General features: G+C 28.3%; 14 protein-coding genes, 1 tRNA gene and 1 other RNA gene. 6 read left to right on the top strand and 10 right to left on the bottom strand.

Translation table 11 applies throughout. The annotated features are described in order from the left end of the window. Window positions 1–425: 425 nt before the first annotated feature. The gene (gene aroQ, locus L3J60_RS09505) at window positions 426–839 is read right to left on the bottom strand and encodes a type II 3-dehydroquinate dehydratase (RefSeq protein WP_291975268.1); all 414 of its coding nucleotides are present in this window, start codon (window positions 837–839) and stop codon (window positions 426–428) included. Between the two features lie 44 nt (window positions 840–883). Here aroQ and xerD point away from each other — a divergent pair, with 44 nt between their 5' ends. Next, window positions 884–1,780: a site-specific tyrosine recombinase XerD gene (gene xerD, locus L3J60_RS09500; protein WP_291975267.1), complete on the top strand. Its 897-nt coding sequence runs from the start codon at window positions 884–886 to the stop codon at window positions 1,778–1,780. A gap of 271 nt (window positions 1,781–2,051) precedes the next feature. Here xerD and rny read toward each other — a convergent pair whose 3' ends face one another. The 4 genes from rny to L3J60_RS09480 form a co-directional block, all read right to left on the bottom strand. After that, the gene (gene rny, locus L3J60_RS09495) at window positions 2,052–3,620 is read right to left on the bottom strand and encodes a ribonuclease Y (protein WP_291975266.1); all 1,569 of its coding nucleotides are present in this window, start codon (window positions 3,618–3,620) and stop codon (window positions 2,052–2,054) included. A 41-nt stretch (window positions 3,621–3,661) separates the two neighbouring features. After that, window positions 3,662–3,767, bottom strand: a non-coding RNA gene (gene ssrS / locus L3J60_RS09490) — 6S RNA. A gap of 53 nt (window positions 3,768–3,820) precedes the next feature. Beyond that, complete coding sequence (locus tag L3J60_RS09485) at window positions 3,821–4,117, bottom strand: cell division protein ZapA (RefSeq protein ID WP_291975265.1); 297 nt, start codon at window positions 4,115–4,117, stop codon at window positions 3,821–3,823. Window positions 4,118–4,127: 10 nt separating this feature from the next. Next, window positions 4,128–4,418, bottom strand: a complete 291-nt coding sequence (locus L3J60_RS09480) for a hypothetical protein (RefSeq protein WP_291975264.1) — start codon at window positions 4,416–4,418, stop codon at window positions 4,128–4,130. 166 nt (window positions 4,419–4,584) lie between these two features. On the opposite strand from L3J60_RS09480, the gene L3J60_RS09475 reads away from it, so the two are divergent. Both L3J60_RS09475 and L3J60_RS09470 read left to right on the top strand, forming a co-directional pair. Then, window positions 4,585–6,294 (top strand): M23 family metallopeptidase, encoded by a 1,710-nt coding sequence (locus tag L3J60_RS09475; RefSeq protein ID WP_291975263.1) that lies wholly within the window; start codon window positions 4,585–4,587, stop codon window positions 6,292–6,294. An 8-nt stretch (window positions 6,295–6,302) separates the two neighbouring features. After that, window positions 6,303–8,750, top strand: a complete 2,448-nt coding sequence (locus L3J60_RS09470; RefSeq protein ID WP_291975262.1) for a carboxypeptidase-like regulatory domain-containing protein — start codon at window positions 6,303–6,305, stop codon at window positions 8,748–8,750. Here the strand turns inward: L3J60_RS09470 and bcp are convergent, their stop codons facing one another. Continuing rightward, window positions 8,751–9,203, bottom strand: a complete 453-nt coding sequence (gene bcp / locus L3J60_RS09465) for a thioredoxin-dependent thiol peroxidase (protein WP_291975261.1) — start codon at window positions 9,201–9,203, stop codon at window positions 8,751–8,753. It abuts the gene before it with no gap. A 35-nt stretch (window positions 9,204–9,238) separates the two neighbouring features. Here bcp and nth point away from each other — a divergent pair, with 35 nt between their 5' ends. Then, the gene (gene nth / locus L3J60_RS09460; protein WP_291975260.1) at window positions 9,239–9,874 is read left to right on the top strand and encodes an endonuclease III; all 636 of its coding nucleotides are present in this window, start codon (window positions 9,239–9,241) and stop codon (window positions 9,872–9,874) included. 230 nt (window positions 9,875–10,104) lie between these two features. Here nth and L3J60_RS09455 read toward each other — a convergent pair whose 3' ends face one another. Further along, entirely contained in the window at window positions 10,105–10,692 is a 588-nt protein-coding gene (locus L3J60_RS09455) for a sigma-70 family RNA polymerase sigma factor (RefSeq protein ID WP_291975259.1), read from the bottom strand. Window positions 10,693–10,902: 210 nt separating this feature from the next. On the opposite strand from L3J60_RS09455, the gene uvrA reads away from it, so the two are divergent. Beyond that, window positions 10,903–13,686, top strand: coding sequence for an excinuclease ABC subunit UvrA (gene uvrA, locus L3J60_RS09450; RefSeq protein WP_291975258.1), 2,784 nt, complete (start codon window positions 10,903–10,905; stop codon window positions 13,684–13,686). A 15-nt stretch (window positions 13,687–13,701) separates the two neighbouring features. On the opposite strand, the gene L3J60_RS09445 is transcribed toward uvrA, so the two are convergent. The 3 genes from L3J60_RS09445 to bshB1 all read right to left on the bottom strand — a co-directional run bounded on the left by L3J60_RS09445 (window position 13,702) and on the right by bshB1 (window position 15,520). After that, a complete protein-coding gene (locus L3J60_RS09445) occupies window positions 13,702–14,442 on the bottom strand; it encodes an SPFH domain-containing protein (protein WP_291975257.1) in 741 nt (246 codons plus the stop codon). Between the two features lie 233 nt (window positions 14,443–14,675). Continuing rightward, a tRNA-His gene (locus L3J60_RS09440) sits at window positions 14,676–14,751 on the bottom strand. Between the two features lie 52 nt (window positions 14,752–14,803). Continuing rightward, the gene (gene bshB1 / locus L3J60_RS09435; protein ID WP_291975256.1) at window positions 14,804–15,520 is read right to left on the bottom strand and encodes a bacillithiol biosynthesis deacetylase BshB1; all 717 of its coding nucleotides are present in this window, start codon (window positions 15,518–15,520) and stop codon (window positions 14,804–14,806) included. A gap of 224 nt (window positions 15,521–15,744) precedes the next feature. Between bshB1 and L3J60_RS09430 the strand changes: the two genes are divergently transcribed. Continuing rightward, window positions 15,745–16,596, top strand: a complete 852-nt coding sequence (locus L3J60_RS09430; RefSeq protein ID WP_291975255.1) for a Two component regulator three Y domain protein — start codon at window positions 15,745–15,747, stop codon at window positions 16,594–16,596. Window positions 16,597–16,774 lie beyond the last annotated feature (178 nt).

Genomic DNA, 16,774 nt, shown 5'->3' with positions numbered 1-16,774 from the left:
TCTATTATGGCATACTCTAAAGTTGAAATACTGAAAATTAGAACAAAATCTAATGCCTTTGCTTTGAAAGATAGAATTTATTATAACGCTCTAAAAAACGCAATGAAACAAATTAATGAGTTATCAACAAATAAATATCAAAATGTGGCGTAATCGTGAATGTTTTGCGTAAGGTCAGTCATTAATAGAAACGGATTGCCACAGTTTTTTTTCAAAACTTCGTAAAGAACAAAGTAAAACGTCATTACGAGAAGTGATAACGACGAAGTAATCTCATTAATAGAAACGAATTACTACACTGCACTACGTTTACAAGTTACTTTTGCGTTAGGGATAGAACGGGTTTGTTTGAGCTCTTTTAATTGCTTTTTTGCAATTTAAAAGCGAGTAGTAAAAGCCCGACCGTTTACGGTAACGCCCAAATATTATAAAAAACTTTGCAATGCTAACTCGTAACTTTGCAATCCAAAACCTGCAATTACTCCTTTGGCATTTGGTGCAATATAAGAAACATGACGAAATTTTTCACGAGCATAAACATTAGATATATGCACCTCAATTACCTGAGTTTCAATACCTTTAATAGCATCGCCAATGGCTACAGAAGTGTGTGTGTAAGCACCCGCATTAAATATAATACCCTCAAAAGTAAAACCTACTTCATGTAATTTATCAATTAATTCTCCCTCAATATTACTTTGAAAATAATGTAATTCAACATCGGCATATTTCTTTTTTAAAGCCTCAAAAAAATCATTAAAAGTCTCATTTCCATAAATTGAAGGCTCCCGTTTACCAAGCAAATTTAAATTAGGACCGTTAAGGATTAGTATTTTCATTTTAAAATCTATTATATTGTAAATATAATCTTTATTTTTATGAAATGAAATGGTTAAATGCCTTACAAGATTATCAAAATTACCTTAGAATTGAAAAAGGACTTTCAAATAATTCGATAGAGGCTTATGGCAGAGATGTCAAAAAATTAATTAAGTATTTAGAAGTTAATCATATAAGCCTTTCTCCTATTGCTATTAGTGATGAAGAAGTTAAACAATTTATGTACGAAACAGCTAAGGAATTAAATGCTCGCTCTCAAGCTCGTTTACTTTCTGGACTTCGGAATTTTTTTAATTATCTTATTTTTGAAGATTATAGAAATGATAATCCGACTAGTTTAATAGAGGCTCCTAAAATAGGAAGAAAACTACCTGACACATTAGCTGTTAAAGAAATAGATCAACTTATTAATAGTATTGATTTAAGCACAAATGAAGGGGAACGAAACCGAACAATTATTGAAACCTTATACAGTTGTGGATTACGAGTTTCCGAATTAATTAATCTGAAAATTTCTGATTTATTTTTTGAAGAAGGATTTATTAGAGTGTTAGGAAAAGGAAATAAACAGCGTTTTGTACCTATAAATATTCAAACTCAAAAATACATTACCTTATATCAAACTGCAATAAGAAATCATATAAAAATCCAAAAAGGCTTTGAAGATACTTTATTTTTAAATAGAAGAGGAAAAATTTTAACACGTGTTATGATTTTTACTATTGTAAAAAATTTAGCTGAAAAAGCAGGAATTCATAAAAATATAAGTCCGCATACTTTTAGGCATTCATTTGCAACTCATTTATTAGAACGCGGTGCTAATTTATTAGCTATTCAACAAATGTTAGGTCACGAAAGTATAACTACAACTGAAATATATATGCATTTAGATAAACGATATTTAAAAGAAGTTATGACTAATTTTCATCCTAGGAAATAGCTTTTTAATAGTTAGTATTAGTTTGCAAAAAACTTTAATTTTCTTTAAAAACTTCGACAAGATCGGTTTGTAAAAAAATACATACGTCACTCTGGATTTAGTTCAGAGTCTAATTCAATAAAATACTGGTAATTAAATGATAATCAGATGCTGAGCCTAACCTGCTAGTCAGGAAGATTTAGCATGTCATTCTTTATTATTACTAATTAATATATAAATAAAAATCTCACCTTAGTGAGATTTTTAATATTTGAGTATGTTAAAATTACAATTATTTTGCAATATTTACCGCTCTAGTTTCTCTAATTACAGTAACTCTAACTTGACCTGGATAGGTCATATCATTCTGAATTTTTTGAGAAATGTTAAATGAAAGTTCATTAGCTTTTGCATCTGTCACCTTTTCACTTTCCACTATTACACGTAATTCTCTACCGGCTTGAATGGCATAAGCTTTTTGAACGCCTCCAAAACCAAAAGCAATATCTTCTAAATCTTTTAAACGCTGAATATAAGAATCTAACACTTGACGACGAGCTCCTGGACGAGCTCCAGAAATTGCATCACAAACTTGTACTATTGGAGCTATTAAAAATTTCATTTCAATTTCATCGTGGTGAGCACCAATGGCATTACAAACTTCAGGATTTTCATTATATCTTTCAGCCCATTTCATACCTAACAATGCATGAGGTAATTCACTTTCTGTATCGGGTACTTTACCAATATCATGTAACAAACCAGCTCGTTTTGCTAGTTTGGCATTTAAGCCTAATTCAGCAGCCATAATTCCGCATAAATTAGCTACTTCACGCGAGTGTTGTAGTAAATTTTGACCATAAGAAGAACGGTATTTCATTCTTCCAATAGTTTTAATTAATTCAGGATGTAAACCATGAATACCTAAATCAATTACCGTTCTTTTACCTACTTCAATTATTTCTTGTTGTAATTGTTTTTCTGTTTTTTTAACTATTTCTTCAATTCTTGCAGGATGAATTCTTCCATCAGTTACTAATTTATGTAATGCTAATCGTGCAATTTCTCTACGCACAGGATCAAAGCAAGATAAAATAATAGCTTCTGGCGTATCATCAACAATAATTTCAACACCAGTTTCCGCTTCTAAAGCTCTAATATTTCTACCTTCTCTACCAATAATTCTACCTTTAATATCATCAGATTCAATATTAAATACTGAAACACAATTTTCCACAGTCTGCTCTACTCCAACTCTTTGTATCGTATTTAAAACAACTCTTCTAGCTTCTTGTTGTGCTGTCAATTTAGCTTCTTCAATAGTATCTTGAATGTGAGCCATTGCATCAGATTTAGCCTCTTCTTTTAACGATTTAACTAATTCTTTTTTAGCATCTTCAGCTGATAATCCAGAAATAACTTCTAAATTTTCAACTTGCTTTCTATGCAGTTTATCTACTTCCTCTGTTCTTCTTTCAAAATATTCAACTTTTTTAGTGTAATCCTGTAATTTAAGAGAAACTTCATTATTTAGTTTTCTATTTTTATCTAATTCCTGAGAAACTTGAGATTCTTTATCTCTAATGCGTTTTTCAGCATCTGCTATTTTTATCTCTCTAGAAATAATTACTTTTTCATGCTCCGATTTAAGTTCAATAAACTTTTCTTTTGCCTGTAAAATTTTATCTTTTTTAAGAGCATCTGCTTCTAATTTAGCTTCTCTAAGAATTTTTATAGCTTCTTTTTTTGTGCTTCTAATAATTTTAGTAGCTTTCGTTTTTTCCAAAATTTTTGCAATAACATAACCTATTGCTAAACCTATTGCTATTCCAATTAGTATTGGTACTATATAATTTTCCATAATTTTAGTGTATAAAAAAACCTACATTAGTACGGTTAAGTAAACTCCTTATAACAAGATTAGGACTAACTAGTTGGTCAAGTGTCCGTGCAAGACGGCATGCTTTTACAACTACGACTCATCCTTTATAAAGATATAGTGTTGAGTTAACAAACAAAAACTAATGTAGGCAGTATTATTATTATTTTATTTAAAAGAACTTATTTTTTTAATTGATTATCAATTAAATGACTTAATTGTTGAATTTTTTCTGTTGCTTTATGGATGTCATCTTCTTTATTAATAGCGTTAATCTCTATTAATGATGCAAATTGTAAAGCACACATGGCTAAAACATCTTGCTTATCACTAACGGCATAATTTTTTTCAAATTTGGTAACTAAATCATTGATATGATTTGCTGCTTTTCTCATTCCTTCTTCCTCATTTTCATGATTTACCCTAATTGGATAAACCCTGCCAGCAATAGTTACTTTTATTTTTAATGGTTCTGCCATTTTAAAGATCTTATTCGCTTAATTGTTTAATACAAACATCTACTTCACGAATTAAAGCATTTATTTTGAGTTTTGATTCTCTTCTATCTTCTTTACTGCCCTCTATAGTTTTAGCAATTTTTAATGAAGTATGTTTTTGATTTAATTCATTATATAATTGCTCATTCTTAACTATTTGATTTTCTAATCCTGAAATTTTACTTAACAAAATCTCATTTTCTTCTTTCAAAAAAGTATAATTTTCTAAAAGCTTTTTAAGTTTTTGTTCAACTATATTGACAACTTCAGTAATTTTATTCATATAATAAGAATACAAACTATGTAATACAAAGTTAGTGTTAGTAAACCAATATAACAACTGTTTTAAATTATTTTATAAATATAATTTTAAAAAACATCTTCTAATTTATTACTAATTAAATTCTAATTTTAATAAATATTAGTATTTTAGCTTTAAATCTATGGATTTGAAAAAACTAGCATTCTTATTTTTAACTATTTCGTTTATTAACGGTTTTTCACAGGGTGATTTATCGATAGAAAATTCGTTTTCAAAAAATTATTTTGGTACTCCATTAAATATTCCTTTAGTACTTGCTGGTACTTTTGGTGAACTTAGGAGCAATCATTTTCATGCAGGACTAGATATTAAAACTCAACAAAAAGAAGGTTTAAATGTTTATGCCGCAGCTGAAGGATATGTATCTAGAATTAAAGTTTCACTTTGGGGTTATGGTAAAGCTTTATATGTAACACATCCCAATGGTTATACCACGGTTTACGCTCATTTAAAAAAATTTAATAGCACCATTGAAAAATATATTAAACAAAAACAATACAAAAAGGAAAGTTTTGAAATTCAAGTTTTTCCTAATAAGGATAAATTACCTGTTAAAGCTAATGAAATAATTGCTTATTCAGGTAGCACAGGTGGTTCTGCTGGTCCTCATTTACATTTTGAAATAAGAAATACCAAAACAGAAAAGCCAATTAATCCAATGTTATTTGGTGTTAACATTAAAGATAATATTAAACCAACCATTAATACGCTAATTGGATATTCTTTAGATGATAATTCAGAAATAAATCAAGTAAATATCCCTATTCAAATTCCTTTTAAAAAATTAAAAAATGGAAATTTATTAGCAACTAAACTAACTGCTTCTGGCACTATTGGCTTTGGAATTACAGCTTTTGATCAATTAAATGGTGCTGCCAATAAAAATGGATTGTACGATTTAAAAATGTTAGTAAATGGAAAAAAACAGTTTGAGTTTAAAGCTTCTTCCTTTTCTTTTTCCGAATCTAAATACATTAACTTACTAATTGATTATCAGCGTTTTATAACATCAAAGAAGCGTGTTCAAAAATGCTTTATTGAACCACAAAATAAATTAAGTTTATACACTACTCCAAACAACGGATACCTATCTATTAAAGATGGATTCAGTTATTCCGTTAAAATTATTGCCTCTGACTTTAAAGGAAATAGTCGTACTATTACCATTCCTATTGAAGGAAAAAAACTTCCAATTTTAGTAAAACCTAAAGTAACCATAACACCTTATAAAATTAATTATACCAAATTTTCAAAATTTACTCAAAACGGAGTAACTGCAGCCTTTCCTAAAAATACTTTTTATAATAATCTGTATTTGAATTTCAAAGTTTCAGATACTTTAGCTAAAATACACACGCCAACTGTACCTTTAAATAAAAAATTTACTTTGACTTTTAATGTTTCTAAATACAATAAAAATGCTAAAAGGCAACTTTACATTGCTTATGTAACTGAAAATGGATATATAAATTATCAACCTACCATAAAAAAAGATACTACTTTTTATACCTTAACAAAAAAACTAGGAAATTATAAATTAATGACTGATAGTATTCCTCCTATTATCAAATTAAAGAATTTTAAAAATAACCAGTGGTTAACTCATTATAACAAATTAGAAGTAAAAATTAAGGATAATGGTTCTGGTATTAAAAAATATAGAGGAGAAATTGATGGCTCTTGGATTTTAATGGAATATAATGTTAAAAAAGGTATGTTGACTTATAATTTAGATGATAAAAAATTTATTACTGCAAAACATCAATTAAAAATTACCGTTACTGATAATGTAGGTAACAAAACCATTTTAAATTCAACCTTTTTTAGAAAAAAATAACAACGATTTTGAAAAACACAACCCTACTTTTATTTTTATTTTTTAGTTCTTTTGCATTTTCTCAAACAGCGATTATAAAAGGAGTTGTTAAAAATGCGGATAAAGAACCAATAGAGGGAGTTGCCATAAGTGTTAAAAATTTTGGAACTATTACCAATGAGCAAGGAGCATTTAATTTAAAAGTTCCCGCAAATCAAAAAATAACTATTATAATTAGTCATGTAGCCTATGAATTGCTTAAAAAAATTGTGACTATACCAAAGAATAAAACCTATCGATTTTATCCTGTATTGAAAGCTAAAGTCGAAAAAATTAAGGAAGTAACCGTAGTTGATAAAAAGAAAGATGCACAAGGAATGATTAGTGTAAATCCTACGGATATTACTAAAATACCTGGAGCTAATCAAGGTGTTGAAAATATATTAATGACCTTAGCTGGGGTAAATAATAACAATGAATTAAGCACACAATACAATGTTCGTGGTGGTAATTTTGATGAAAATTTAGTGTATGTTAATGGTATTGAAGTATATCGACCATTTTTAGTTCGTTCTGGTCAACAAGAAGGTTTAAGTTTTGTAAATGGAAACTTAGTAGAAAATGTTAAGTTTTCAGCGGGAGGTTTTCAAGCAAAGTATGGCGATAAATTATCTTCAGTTTTAGATATTACTTATAGAACTCCTAAAGAATTTGCAGCTCGCATTAATGCTAGTTTGTTAGGAGGAAGTGCAACCGTAGAGGGATTACTTTTAAAAAATAAACTAAGTGCATTACTTGGAGTTAGATATAGAAATAACAGTTTATTTATTAATAGTAAAGATATTCAAACCAATTCAAATCCTAATTTTACTGATGCACAATTATTTTTATCCTATTTGGTAAATCCTAAATTTAAAATTGATTTTTTAGGGAATTTTTCATTAAATAACTACAATTACACACCAAAAACCAGAAGAACAAAATTTGGAACTATTACTAATCCGCAGGAATTAATTGTGTATTACAATGGAAAAGAAGATGATAGTTTTAAAACTACATTTGGTGCTATTAAAGGAAATTATATTGTTAACCCAAATTTGAATGTTAGCTTAACAACCTCTGTATATCATACTACTGAAGAAGAATATTATGATATTTTGGCTAGTTATAATTTAGGAGATGTCAATGCTGATTTTGGCTCAAATAATTTTGGTGAAGTTTCGTTTTCTGAAGGAATTGGTTCTCAACTAAACCATGCCAGAAATGATATTGATGCTTTAATTAGCAACGCCCAATTAAAAGCGACTTATAAAAAAGGAAAACATCAAATTGATGTTGGGTTAAAATATCAAAATGAAGATATTAAAGATCGAATTAAAGAATGGGAAGTAATTGATTCTGTTGGATTTAGCGTTCGTCCTCCAAACCAATTTTCAAACAATCAACCTTACGAACCTTTTACTGGAGCTATTGTTCCTTTTCAAAATATAAATAATCAAAATCACACAAACATTGATCGATTAATTTGGTTTGCACAATACAGTAATACTTCCTATTGGAAAACCAATAAAATATGGTATAATTTAGGTGTCCGTTCTCATAATTGGAATGTAAATGGTAAAAATTTACTTACTTCAAATCAAATTATATACAGTATTCGTGGTCAATTTGCCATTAAACCCGATTGGCAAAAAGATATGCTTTTTAGAATAGCTGGTGGTATGTACAACCAACCTCCTTTTTATAAAGAATTAAGAGATTTTAACGGAAATATTGTTCCAAACGTTAAAGCACAAAAATCAATTCAAGTAGTTTTAGGGCATGACTATAGTTTTAAATTATGGAAACGTCCTTTTAAATTGATTTCAGAAATATATTATAAAAACCTAACTAATGTTAATACTTATACTGTTGATAATGTAAAAATTAGATATAAAGCAGACAATAATGCTACTGCCTATGCCACTGGAATTGATATTCGGTTAAATGGCGAATTTGTTCCCGGTACACAAAGCTGGATTAGTATTGGTTATTTAAAAACCGAAGAAAACTACAATCACTTAGGTTATATTTCTCGTCCAACTGATCAACGTTTTAAATTTGGAATGTTATATCAAGATTATGTTCCTAATATCCCAAATATAAAAATGTATTTAAATTTAGTTTTTAATACAGGCGTTCCTGGTGGTTCTCCATCTTATGCAAACCCTTATGATTATCAAAATAGATTAAATGCTTATAAAAGAGCTGATTTAGGAATTTCGTATATTTTTAAAGATGCAATTTATAAAAGCAATAGCTCATTTTTGAAGAATTTTAAAGAATTTAGTTTAGGAGTAGAAATTTTTAATATGTTTGATATTCAAAACTCAATAACTAATACTTGGGTAAGAGATGTATATTCTAAACAATTTTATGGTATTCCAAATTATATGACACAACGTGTTTTTAATGTAAAAATGGATATTAAGTTTTAATTATTTTAAAATTTGACTCGTATGTTCTTTAGTTTTTACTTTAGTTATTACATCTTCAATAATACCTTTTTCATTAATAACAAATGTAGTTCTGTGAATTCCATCATATTCTCTTCCCATAAATTTTTTAGGACCCCAAACTCCAAACGCATTAATAACTTTTTTATCTTTATCTGCTAACAATGGAAAAGGCAATTCATTCTTAGTTATAAAATTTTGTTGACGTTTTGCCGAATCGGCACTTACGCCTAAAACTTCATAACCTTTTGCTAAAAATTGTTGATAGTTATCACGTAAATTACAAGCTTCCATAGTACAACCTGGCGTACTTGCCTTTGGATAAAAAAACAATACTAATTTTTTGCCCTTAAAATTATCTAATTGTATAGTATTCCCTTGCTGATCCAACGCTTTAAAATTTGGTGCTTTATCTCCTACTTTTAATGTTATCATAATTTGTATTTTAGCTTTTTGTAAAGATACTAAAAATGACCAAAAAAGAAAGCGCTCAATTTGTAATTGACACCTTAGAAAAATTATATCCAGAAGTTCCAATTCCTTTAAAACATAAAGATCCTTTTACGTTATTAATAGCAGTTGTTCTTTCAGCGCAAAGTACTGATGCAAGGGTAAATACCATAACTCCACTGTTATTTGCTAAAGCTGATAATCCGTATGATATGATTAAACTTAGCGTTGAAGAAATTAGAGAAATTATAAAACCCGTTGGACTATCTCCTATGAAATCAAAAGGAATTTATGGGTTATCAAAAATAATAGTTGAAAAATTTAATGGAAAAGTTCCACAAACATTTAAAGATTTAGAAGCATTACCTTCTGTTGGTCATAAAACTGCGAGTGTAGTAATGAGCCAAGCTTTTGGAGTTCCTGCTTTTCCTGTGGATACACATATTCACAGACTAATGTATCGATGGAATTTAAGTAATGGTAAAAATGTAAAACAAACTGAAAAAGATGCAAAACGACTATTTCCTAAAAAACTTTGGAACAAATTGCACTTACAAATAATATATTATGGTAGAGAATATTCTCCAGCTCGTGGCTGGAATATAGAAAAAGATATTATTACAAAAACAATTGGCAGAAAATCTTTACTAAAATAAAAAACCCATTTTAGCTAGTAAAATGGGTTAAAAAGAACATTAATTCAAATGTAATTCAATATAGTTTAAGTTGGTTTTAACTACTCGTAATTGCTTAGAGTAATTGAGCAAATATTGAATTATTTCTTCGCTTGGTTGCTCCTTAACAGGAGTCTTTTCAGAGTAAAGTTTCATCATATATTATTAGTTTATAATATGCTAACGATAAAAATTTACTTTTAGTATTTTTTTTAAGAACTTAATAAAATAATTTGATGCTTTTCAATTAATTTTCTCAAATTAATAAGTGCATATCGCATTCTTCCCAAAGCAGTATTTATGCTTACATTAGTACATTCAGAAATTTCTTTAAAGCTCATATCTTTATACATTCGCATAACTAAAACTTCTTTTTGATCTTCAGGTAACTCTTCAATTAAATCTTTTACATCATCTAATATTTGCGATTTAATTATTTGATTTTCAGCATTTAAAACATCATCACTAATGATAGAAAAAATATCAAAATCATCAGTATTAGTAATTGTAGGAATTCTTTTTGAACGCCTAAAATGGTCAATAACTAAATTATGAGCAATACGCATTACCCAAGGTAAAAATTTACCTTCTTCATTGTATCTTCCTTTTTTTAAAGTTTTAATTACTTTAATAAAAGTATCTTGAAAAATATCTTCAGCGATATCTTTATTTAATATTTTAGATAAAATAAAACTAAAAATTCGTTGTTTATGTCGGTATATTAAAATCTCTAAAGATTTTTCATGACCATCAATGTAATTGCTAACTAATACGCCATCAGGTAATTGTGTACTTTTCATAATTGAAATACATTTAGGGGTTAAAAATGTTTGTCTCTATTTTAATTTATAAAAAGTAATATTGTAGTATAGGCGTTCTTTTGTTTTTAAATGAGATTTCAAATATGCTATATTTTTTTCACAAATACAAATTTATTTTACACATAATCATTTAGTTAAAAATTAATTTATTGTGAGTACCTTTGCATTTATTCGTTTTTTAAGACAACAATGACACAAAATATAGCAGCTTTAAGTCCAAAAAAAAATATTTTAATAAAAGGAGCAAAACTTCATAATTTAAAAAATATTGATGTTGCCATTCCTAGAAATAAATTAGTAGTAATTACAGGATTATCAGGTTCTGGTAAATCTAGCTTAGCTTTTGACACCTTATTTGCTGAAGGTCAGCGTAGATACGTAGAGAGTTTATCATCTTATGCACGTCAATTTTTAGGAAAATTAAACAAGCCAAAAGTAGATTATATTAAAGGAATTGCTCCTGCAATTGCTATTGAGCAAAAAGTAAACTCTACCAATCCCCGTTCAACGGTAGGCACTTCTACTGAAATTTATGACTATTTAAAATTACTATTTGCTAGAATTGGAGAAACCTACTCTCCTATTTCTGGTAAAAAAGTAAAAAAACATACCGTAACCGATGTTCTAAATTTTGTAAAAAATATTGAGGAAAATACTAAACTTTTATTGCTTGCTCCTGTTCATATTCCTAGCAAAAGAAGCGTAACGCAAACTTTGAAAATTTTAGCACAACAAGGCTATGCCAGAATTAAATATAAAAATGAAATTCTTAGAATTGATGAAATAAATTCTACTATTAATCATAATTTTTATTTGGTAGTTGACCGAATTATAGTAAAAAAAGATGAAGATTTTTATAATCGATTAGGTGATGCAGTGCAAATTGCTTTTTTTGAAGGCAAAGGAACTTGCATTATTGAAGCTATTGCCACCAATAAACAAACCGTATTTAATAATAAATTTGAACTTGATGGCATTCAATTTTTAGAACCAAACGTACATTTATTTAGTTTTAATAATCCTTATGGAGCCTGTAAAAAATGTGAAGGCTACGGTAATATTATAGGTATTGATGAAGATTTAGTAATCCCAAATACAGCACTATCAATCTTTGAAAATGCAATTTTACCTTGGAAATCTGATACTTTTAAAAAATATAAAGACGATTTAATTAATAATGCATATAAATTTGATATTCCCATTCATAAACCTTGGTTTCAATTATCTGAAGAACAAAAACAATTAGTTTGGAACGGAAACAAATCTTTTAAAGGAATCTCCCATTTTTTTAAACATTTAGAAGCAAAAAGTTATAAAATACAATATCGTGTTATGCTTTCTAGGTACAGAGGTAAAACAAAATGCCCAGTTTGTAATGGTAAACGCTTAAGAGAAGAAGCTAATTATGTAAAAATTACTGATAAAAATATTAGTGATTTAGTTGATTTGCCAATAGATGAACTTATTATTTTCTTTAAAAACCTTAAATTATCTGAACATAATCAAAAAATAGCAAAAAGATTATTGGTTGAAATAAACAATAGATTAACCTTTTTAAACAATGTTGGGCTCAATTATTTAACATTAAACCGAACTTCAAACACACTTTCTGGTGGTGAAAGTCAGCGAATTAATTTAGCAACGTCATTAGGTAGTAGTTTAGTTGGCTCCATGTATATTTTAGATGAACCAAGCATTGGTCTGCATCCAAAAGATACGCAACGCTTGATAAAAGTGTTAAAAGATTTGCGCGATTTAGGTAATACGGTAATTGTTGTTGAACACGATGAAGATATTATGAAAGCAGCCGATGTTATTATTGATATTGGTCCTGAAGCAGGTACGCACGGAGGAAATATTGTAGCTGAAGGAAGTTTTAATGACATTTTAAAATCAAATTCATTAACAGCCAAATATTTAAATGGAACATTAAAAATAGAAATTCCAAAAAAAAGAAGAACTTTAACTAAATTTATTAAAGTTATAGGAGCTCGTGAGCATAATTTAAAAAACATTGATGTAACATTTCCTTTAAATACTTTGACTATGATTACTGGAGTTTCAGGAAGTGGAAAAAGTACTTTAGTTAAAAATATATTATATCCTGCTATGCAAAAACACATTGGCGGTTATGGCGAAAAAGCAGGTCAGTTTACAAAATTAGAAGGCGATTTAAACCAAATTGAAGTAATTGAATTCATCAATCAAAATCCTATTGGAAGATCTAGTAGATCAAATGCAGTAACCTATTTAAAAGTGTATGATGATATCAGAAATTTATTTACACATGAAAAATTATCGAAAATTAGAAACTACCAACCAAAACACTTCTCATTTAATGTAGAAGGTGGCAGATGTGAAGTTTGCAAAGGAGAAGGTGAAGTTACTATTGAAATGCAATTTATGGCTGATGTTCATTTGGAATGCGAAGCTTGTAAAGGCAAACGTTTCAAAAAAGAAATTTTAGAAGTTAAATTTCAAGGTAAAAATATTAGTGATATTTTAAATTCAACCGTTGATGATGCCATTGATTTTTTTGCAGCACACGGCGAATCTAAAATAGTTAAAAAATTACAGCCCTTACAAGATGTTGGTTTAGGATATATCACTCTTGGTCAATCTTCTTCTACCCTTTCAGGTGGTGAAGCACAACGCCTTAAACTAGCTTCTTTTTTAGTTAAAGGTAACCGGCAAAGTAAGTCCCTATTTATTTTTGATGAGCCAACCACAGGATTGCATTTTCACGACATCAACAAATTAATAAAATCGTTTAATGCACTTATTAAAAACGGACATTCAATTATAGTAATTGAACATAATATTGAACTAATTAAATGTGCTGATTATATTATCGACCTAGGAAAAGAAGGTGGTAAAAAAGGAGGAAGTTTAATTTTTGAAGGAACTCCAGAAGATTTAATTCACTGCAAAAATTCATACACCGCACCTTTTTTAGCAGAGAAATTGAGTTAATATTTTTAAATCAACTTATTTCTCTTTTAGTTTTCTTGTTAAAGCTTCTTCAGGAAATGGAAAAACAATGGTTGAATTTTTTTCTGAAGCAATATTAGCCAGTGTTTGATATAATCTCAATTTTATTGCTGATGGTGATTTATCAATTATTTTACCTGCTTTCAATAATGCTGCCGCAGCTTGTTCTTCAGCTTTTGCTAAAATAATTCTTGCTCTTCTTGAGCGTTCAGCTTCCGCTTGACTTGCCATCATACGTTTCATGTTTTCAGGTAACTGAATATCTTTTACTTTTACATCTATAATCTCAATACCCCAATGATTTGTTTCTAAATCAACTATCATTTTTATATTTTTACCCATTTCTTCTCGTTTAGATAAAATGATATCTAATTCAACCTTTCCACAAACATCTCTAAGTGCAGCTTGTGATAATTGGTTTATTGCAAACATATATTCTTCGACCTCTAAAATTGCTTTTTCTGGATTATTAATTTTGAAAAACACTACCCCATCAATACTGCAAGGAACATTATCTGAAGTCATAACTTCCTGAGATACAATATTTATTGTGATTACTCTTATATCAACAATTTGAATGGTTTCAACAACGGGAATAATCCACCTAAAACCTGGTTTTAAAGTTGATATATATTTTCCAAATCTAAATTTCAAACCTCTTTTATATTCATAAATAATCCGAATTCCACTAAATAAAAAGAGTATAAATAGGACGAAAAACAACATTGTAAAGTTCATTTTTAAATATTTTAAATTAAATTGGGATTATATAATTAATAAAATAAGTAAGACCAGTAATTTATTTGTGAGTAATTACTAGTGCCAAACCAAGAATTAATTGGGTAATGATCCTTGATTTTTAATATCAATATAAAATTACAATAAAAATAAATTAAAACAAAATGAGTAAACTATTGATTTAAAATAAATTAAACAAAAAAAGCCTCTCAATTAAGAGAAGCTTTTATTTTGGGTGAAAGACCGGTTTCGAACCGGCGACCTCCGGAACCACAATCCGGCGCTCTAACCAGCTGAGCTACAATCACCATTTATTAGGAGTGCAAATGTAAAACATTTGTTTTTTTTTACAAACCTTTTTCTAAATTAAATTATCAAAAGATTTTACAGCTACATAACGTTCTGTGGTAAAGCCTTCTGCATAATCAACACCAATTAATCTTCCTAAATCTTTCGCCCTATATTCAATACTCTCTAAAAAGTTTTTACTGGTAATTGGTGAAATTGCTTCCTTACTTTCAGGATTGTAAAATTGTGAACTATAAGCTTTTACTGCTTTAATTTTTAAATCCATAAAACCAGAAACATCTACAACAAAATCAGGCTCAATATTTTTCCACTGTATATAATGGTAAACATGTTTAGGTCTCCAAGCAAGTTGTAACTTATCATTTAATTTTGTTTCAATTTTAATTAACCCCGATAAAAAACAAGCATCTGAAACTAATTTACTTCCTTTACCATGATCAATATGTCGGTCATCAATAGCATTACACAGTACTATTTCAGGCTTATATTTTCGAATAATTTTTATTATTTCAAGTTGATGTTTTTTGTCATTAGTAAAAAAACCATCTAGAAATCCTAAATTTTCACGCACTTCAACATTCAAAATTTCAGCTGCATTTTTTGCCTCTATAGCTCTAATTTTAGCTGAACCACGTGTTCCTAATTCTCCACGAGTTAAATCTAAAATTCCAACTTTTTTGCCTAATTTAATTTCTTTTGCGATGCTAGCTCCACAACCCAATTCAACATCATCTGGGTGAGCACCTATTGCCAAAATGTCTAATTTCATATACTGATAATTAAAATAAGATTATGACAAATATATAATAATTATTGTAGGATAAAGGATACAAATATTTAATTAGTAATCACTTAAAATTTGATTATCATTATTATTAAAAAAAATAAATGGTAAAAAAAGGTAAATAAAAGGTAATTTTATTTGGTTAATTGGAAATTTGTTTTTACATTTGACATAAGATTTTAAGACTATTAACCCCAAACCCCCACCCAATGAAAAAAATAGTAACCCCAATCTTAATTTTATTAGCTACATTTCAGTTTGCTTTTTCACAAATTACAGATTCAGAAAAAAGTGCTTTGCTTGATTTATACAAATCAACAAATGGACAAAGTTGGAACAATACGTGGGATTTATCTGCGGATGTTAGTACTTGGTACGGAGTAACCGTTGAAAACAATACCGTTACAAAAATTGATTTAGGGATGAATAATTTGGCTGGTGAAATTCCTTCTTCAATAAGTAATTTAAAAAATTTAAGAAACCTAAACTTAGGCTTCAATAAAATAGGTGGAACAATTCCTGATGAAATTACTTCAATACAATCTTTAGAAACTTTGCAATTATTTATGAACCAAATAGAAGGAGAAATACCAAATTCTATTGGTAATTTACAAAACTTAAAAGTATTTGAAGTTTTTAATAATTTTATAAGTGGAGAATTACCTGCATCAATCTACAAGTTAACTAAACTTGAAAAATTACAATTAAGTAGCAATCGTTTAACAGGAACTCTTTCTGCAAATGTCAAAAATTTTAAAAATTTACATCAACTAAGTGTATTTGACAATTCGTTTTATGGCAAAATCCCTCAAGAACTTGGTTCATTAATAGGATTAACCGAACTTTCCTTAGGAAATAATTTATTTGAAGGAAATATTCCTCTTCAATTAAATAAATTAACCAATTTAGAAACGCTATTACTAAATAATAATAGATTAGTTGGATCAGTTGATAAGAGCATTAAAAAATTGCCACATTTACTAACTTTAGAATTCAGTAATAATCCAAAAATTATTGATGTTAGTTCAAATCCAGTTACGCAAACAACTATGAAACCATAATAAACTTTAAATAAACAACCCCACGAAGAAGGAGGCTGAGAAATCAGCCTCCTTTTTTTATTATGTATCTTAAAATTATTGTAATATTTATAACTAAAACGTTTTCGTGCTAAAAATCAATGATATAAATCACCAATAATAAATTAGCAATCCGTAAATTTGTATCACTTTTTATTAA

This window comes from Lutibacter sp., from assembly GCF_021647475.1.
GTDB lineage: Bacteria > Bacteroidota > Bacteroidia > Flavobacteriales > Flavobacteriaceae > Lutibacter.
This window is presented reverse-complemented; position numbering and strand designations above follow the sequence as displayed.

Coding starts and splice junctions, on each gene's coding strand:
- aroQ (WP_291975268.1), bottom strand. CDS start 839: ATGAAAATACTAATCCTTAACGGTCCTAATTTAAATTTGCTTGGTAAA.
- xerD (WP_291975267.1), top strand. CDS start 884: ATGAAATGGTTAAATGCCTTACAAGATTATCAAAATTACCTTAGAATT.
- rny (WP_291975266.1), bottom strand. CDS start 3,620: ATGGAAAATTATATAGTACCAATACTAATTGGAATAGCAATAGGTTTA.
- L3J60_RS09485 (WP_291975265.1), bottom strand. CDS start 4,117: ATGGCAGAACCATTAAAAATAAAAGTAACTATTGCTGGCAGGGTTTAT.
- L3J60_RS09480 (WP_291975264.1), bottom strand. CDS start 4,418: ATGAATAAAATTACTGAAGTTGTCAATATAGTTGAACAAAAACTTAAA.
- bcp (WP_291975261.1), bottom strand. CDS start 9,203: ATGATAACATTAAAAGTAGGAGATAAAGCACCAAATTTTAAAGCGTTG.
- nth (WP_291975260.1), top strand. CDS start 9,239: ATGACCAAAAAAGAAAGCGCTCAATTTGTAATTGACACCTTAGAAAAA.
- L3J60_RS09455 (WP_291975259.1), bottom strand. CDS start 10,692: ATGAAAAGTACACAATTACCTGATGGCGTATTAGTTAGCAATTACATT.
- uvrA (WP_291975258.1), top strand. CDS start 10,903: ATGACACAAAATATAGCAGCTTTAAGTCCAAAAAAAAATATTTTAATA.
- L3J60_RS09445 (WP_291975257.1), bottom strand. CDS start 14,442: ATGAACTTTACAATGTTGTTTTTCGTCCTATTTATACTCTTTTTATTT.
- bshB1 (WP_291975256.1), bottom strand. CDS start 15,520: ATGAAATTAGACATTTTGGCAATAGGTGCTCACCCAGATGATGTTGAA.
- L3J60_RS09430 (WP_291975255.1), top strand. CDS start 15,745: ATGAAAAAAATAGTAACCCCAATCTTAATTTTATTAGCTACATTTCAG.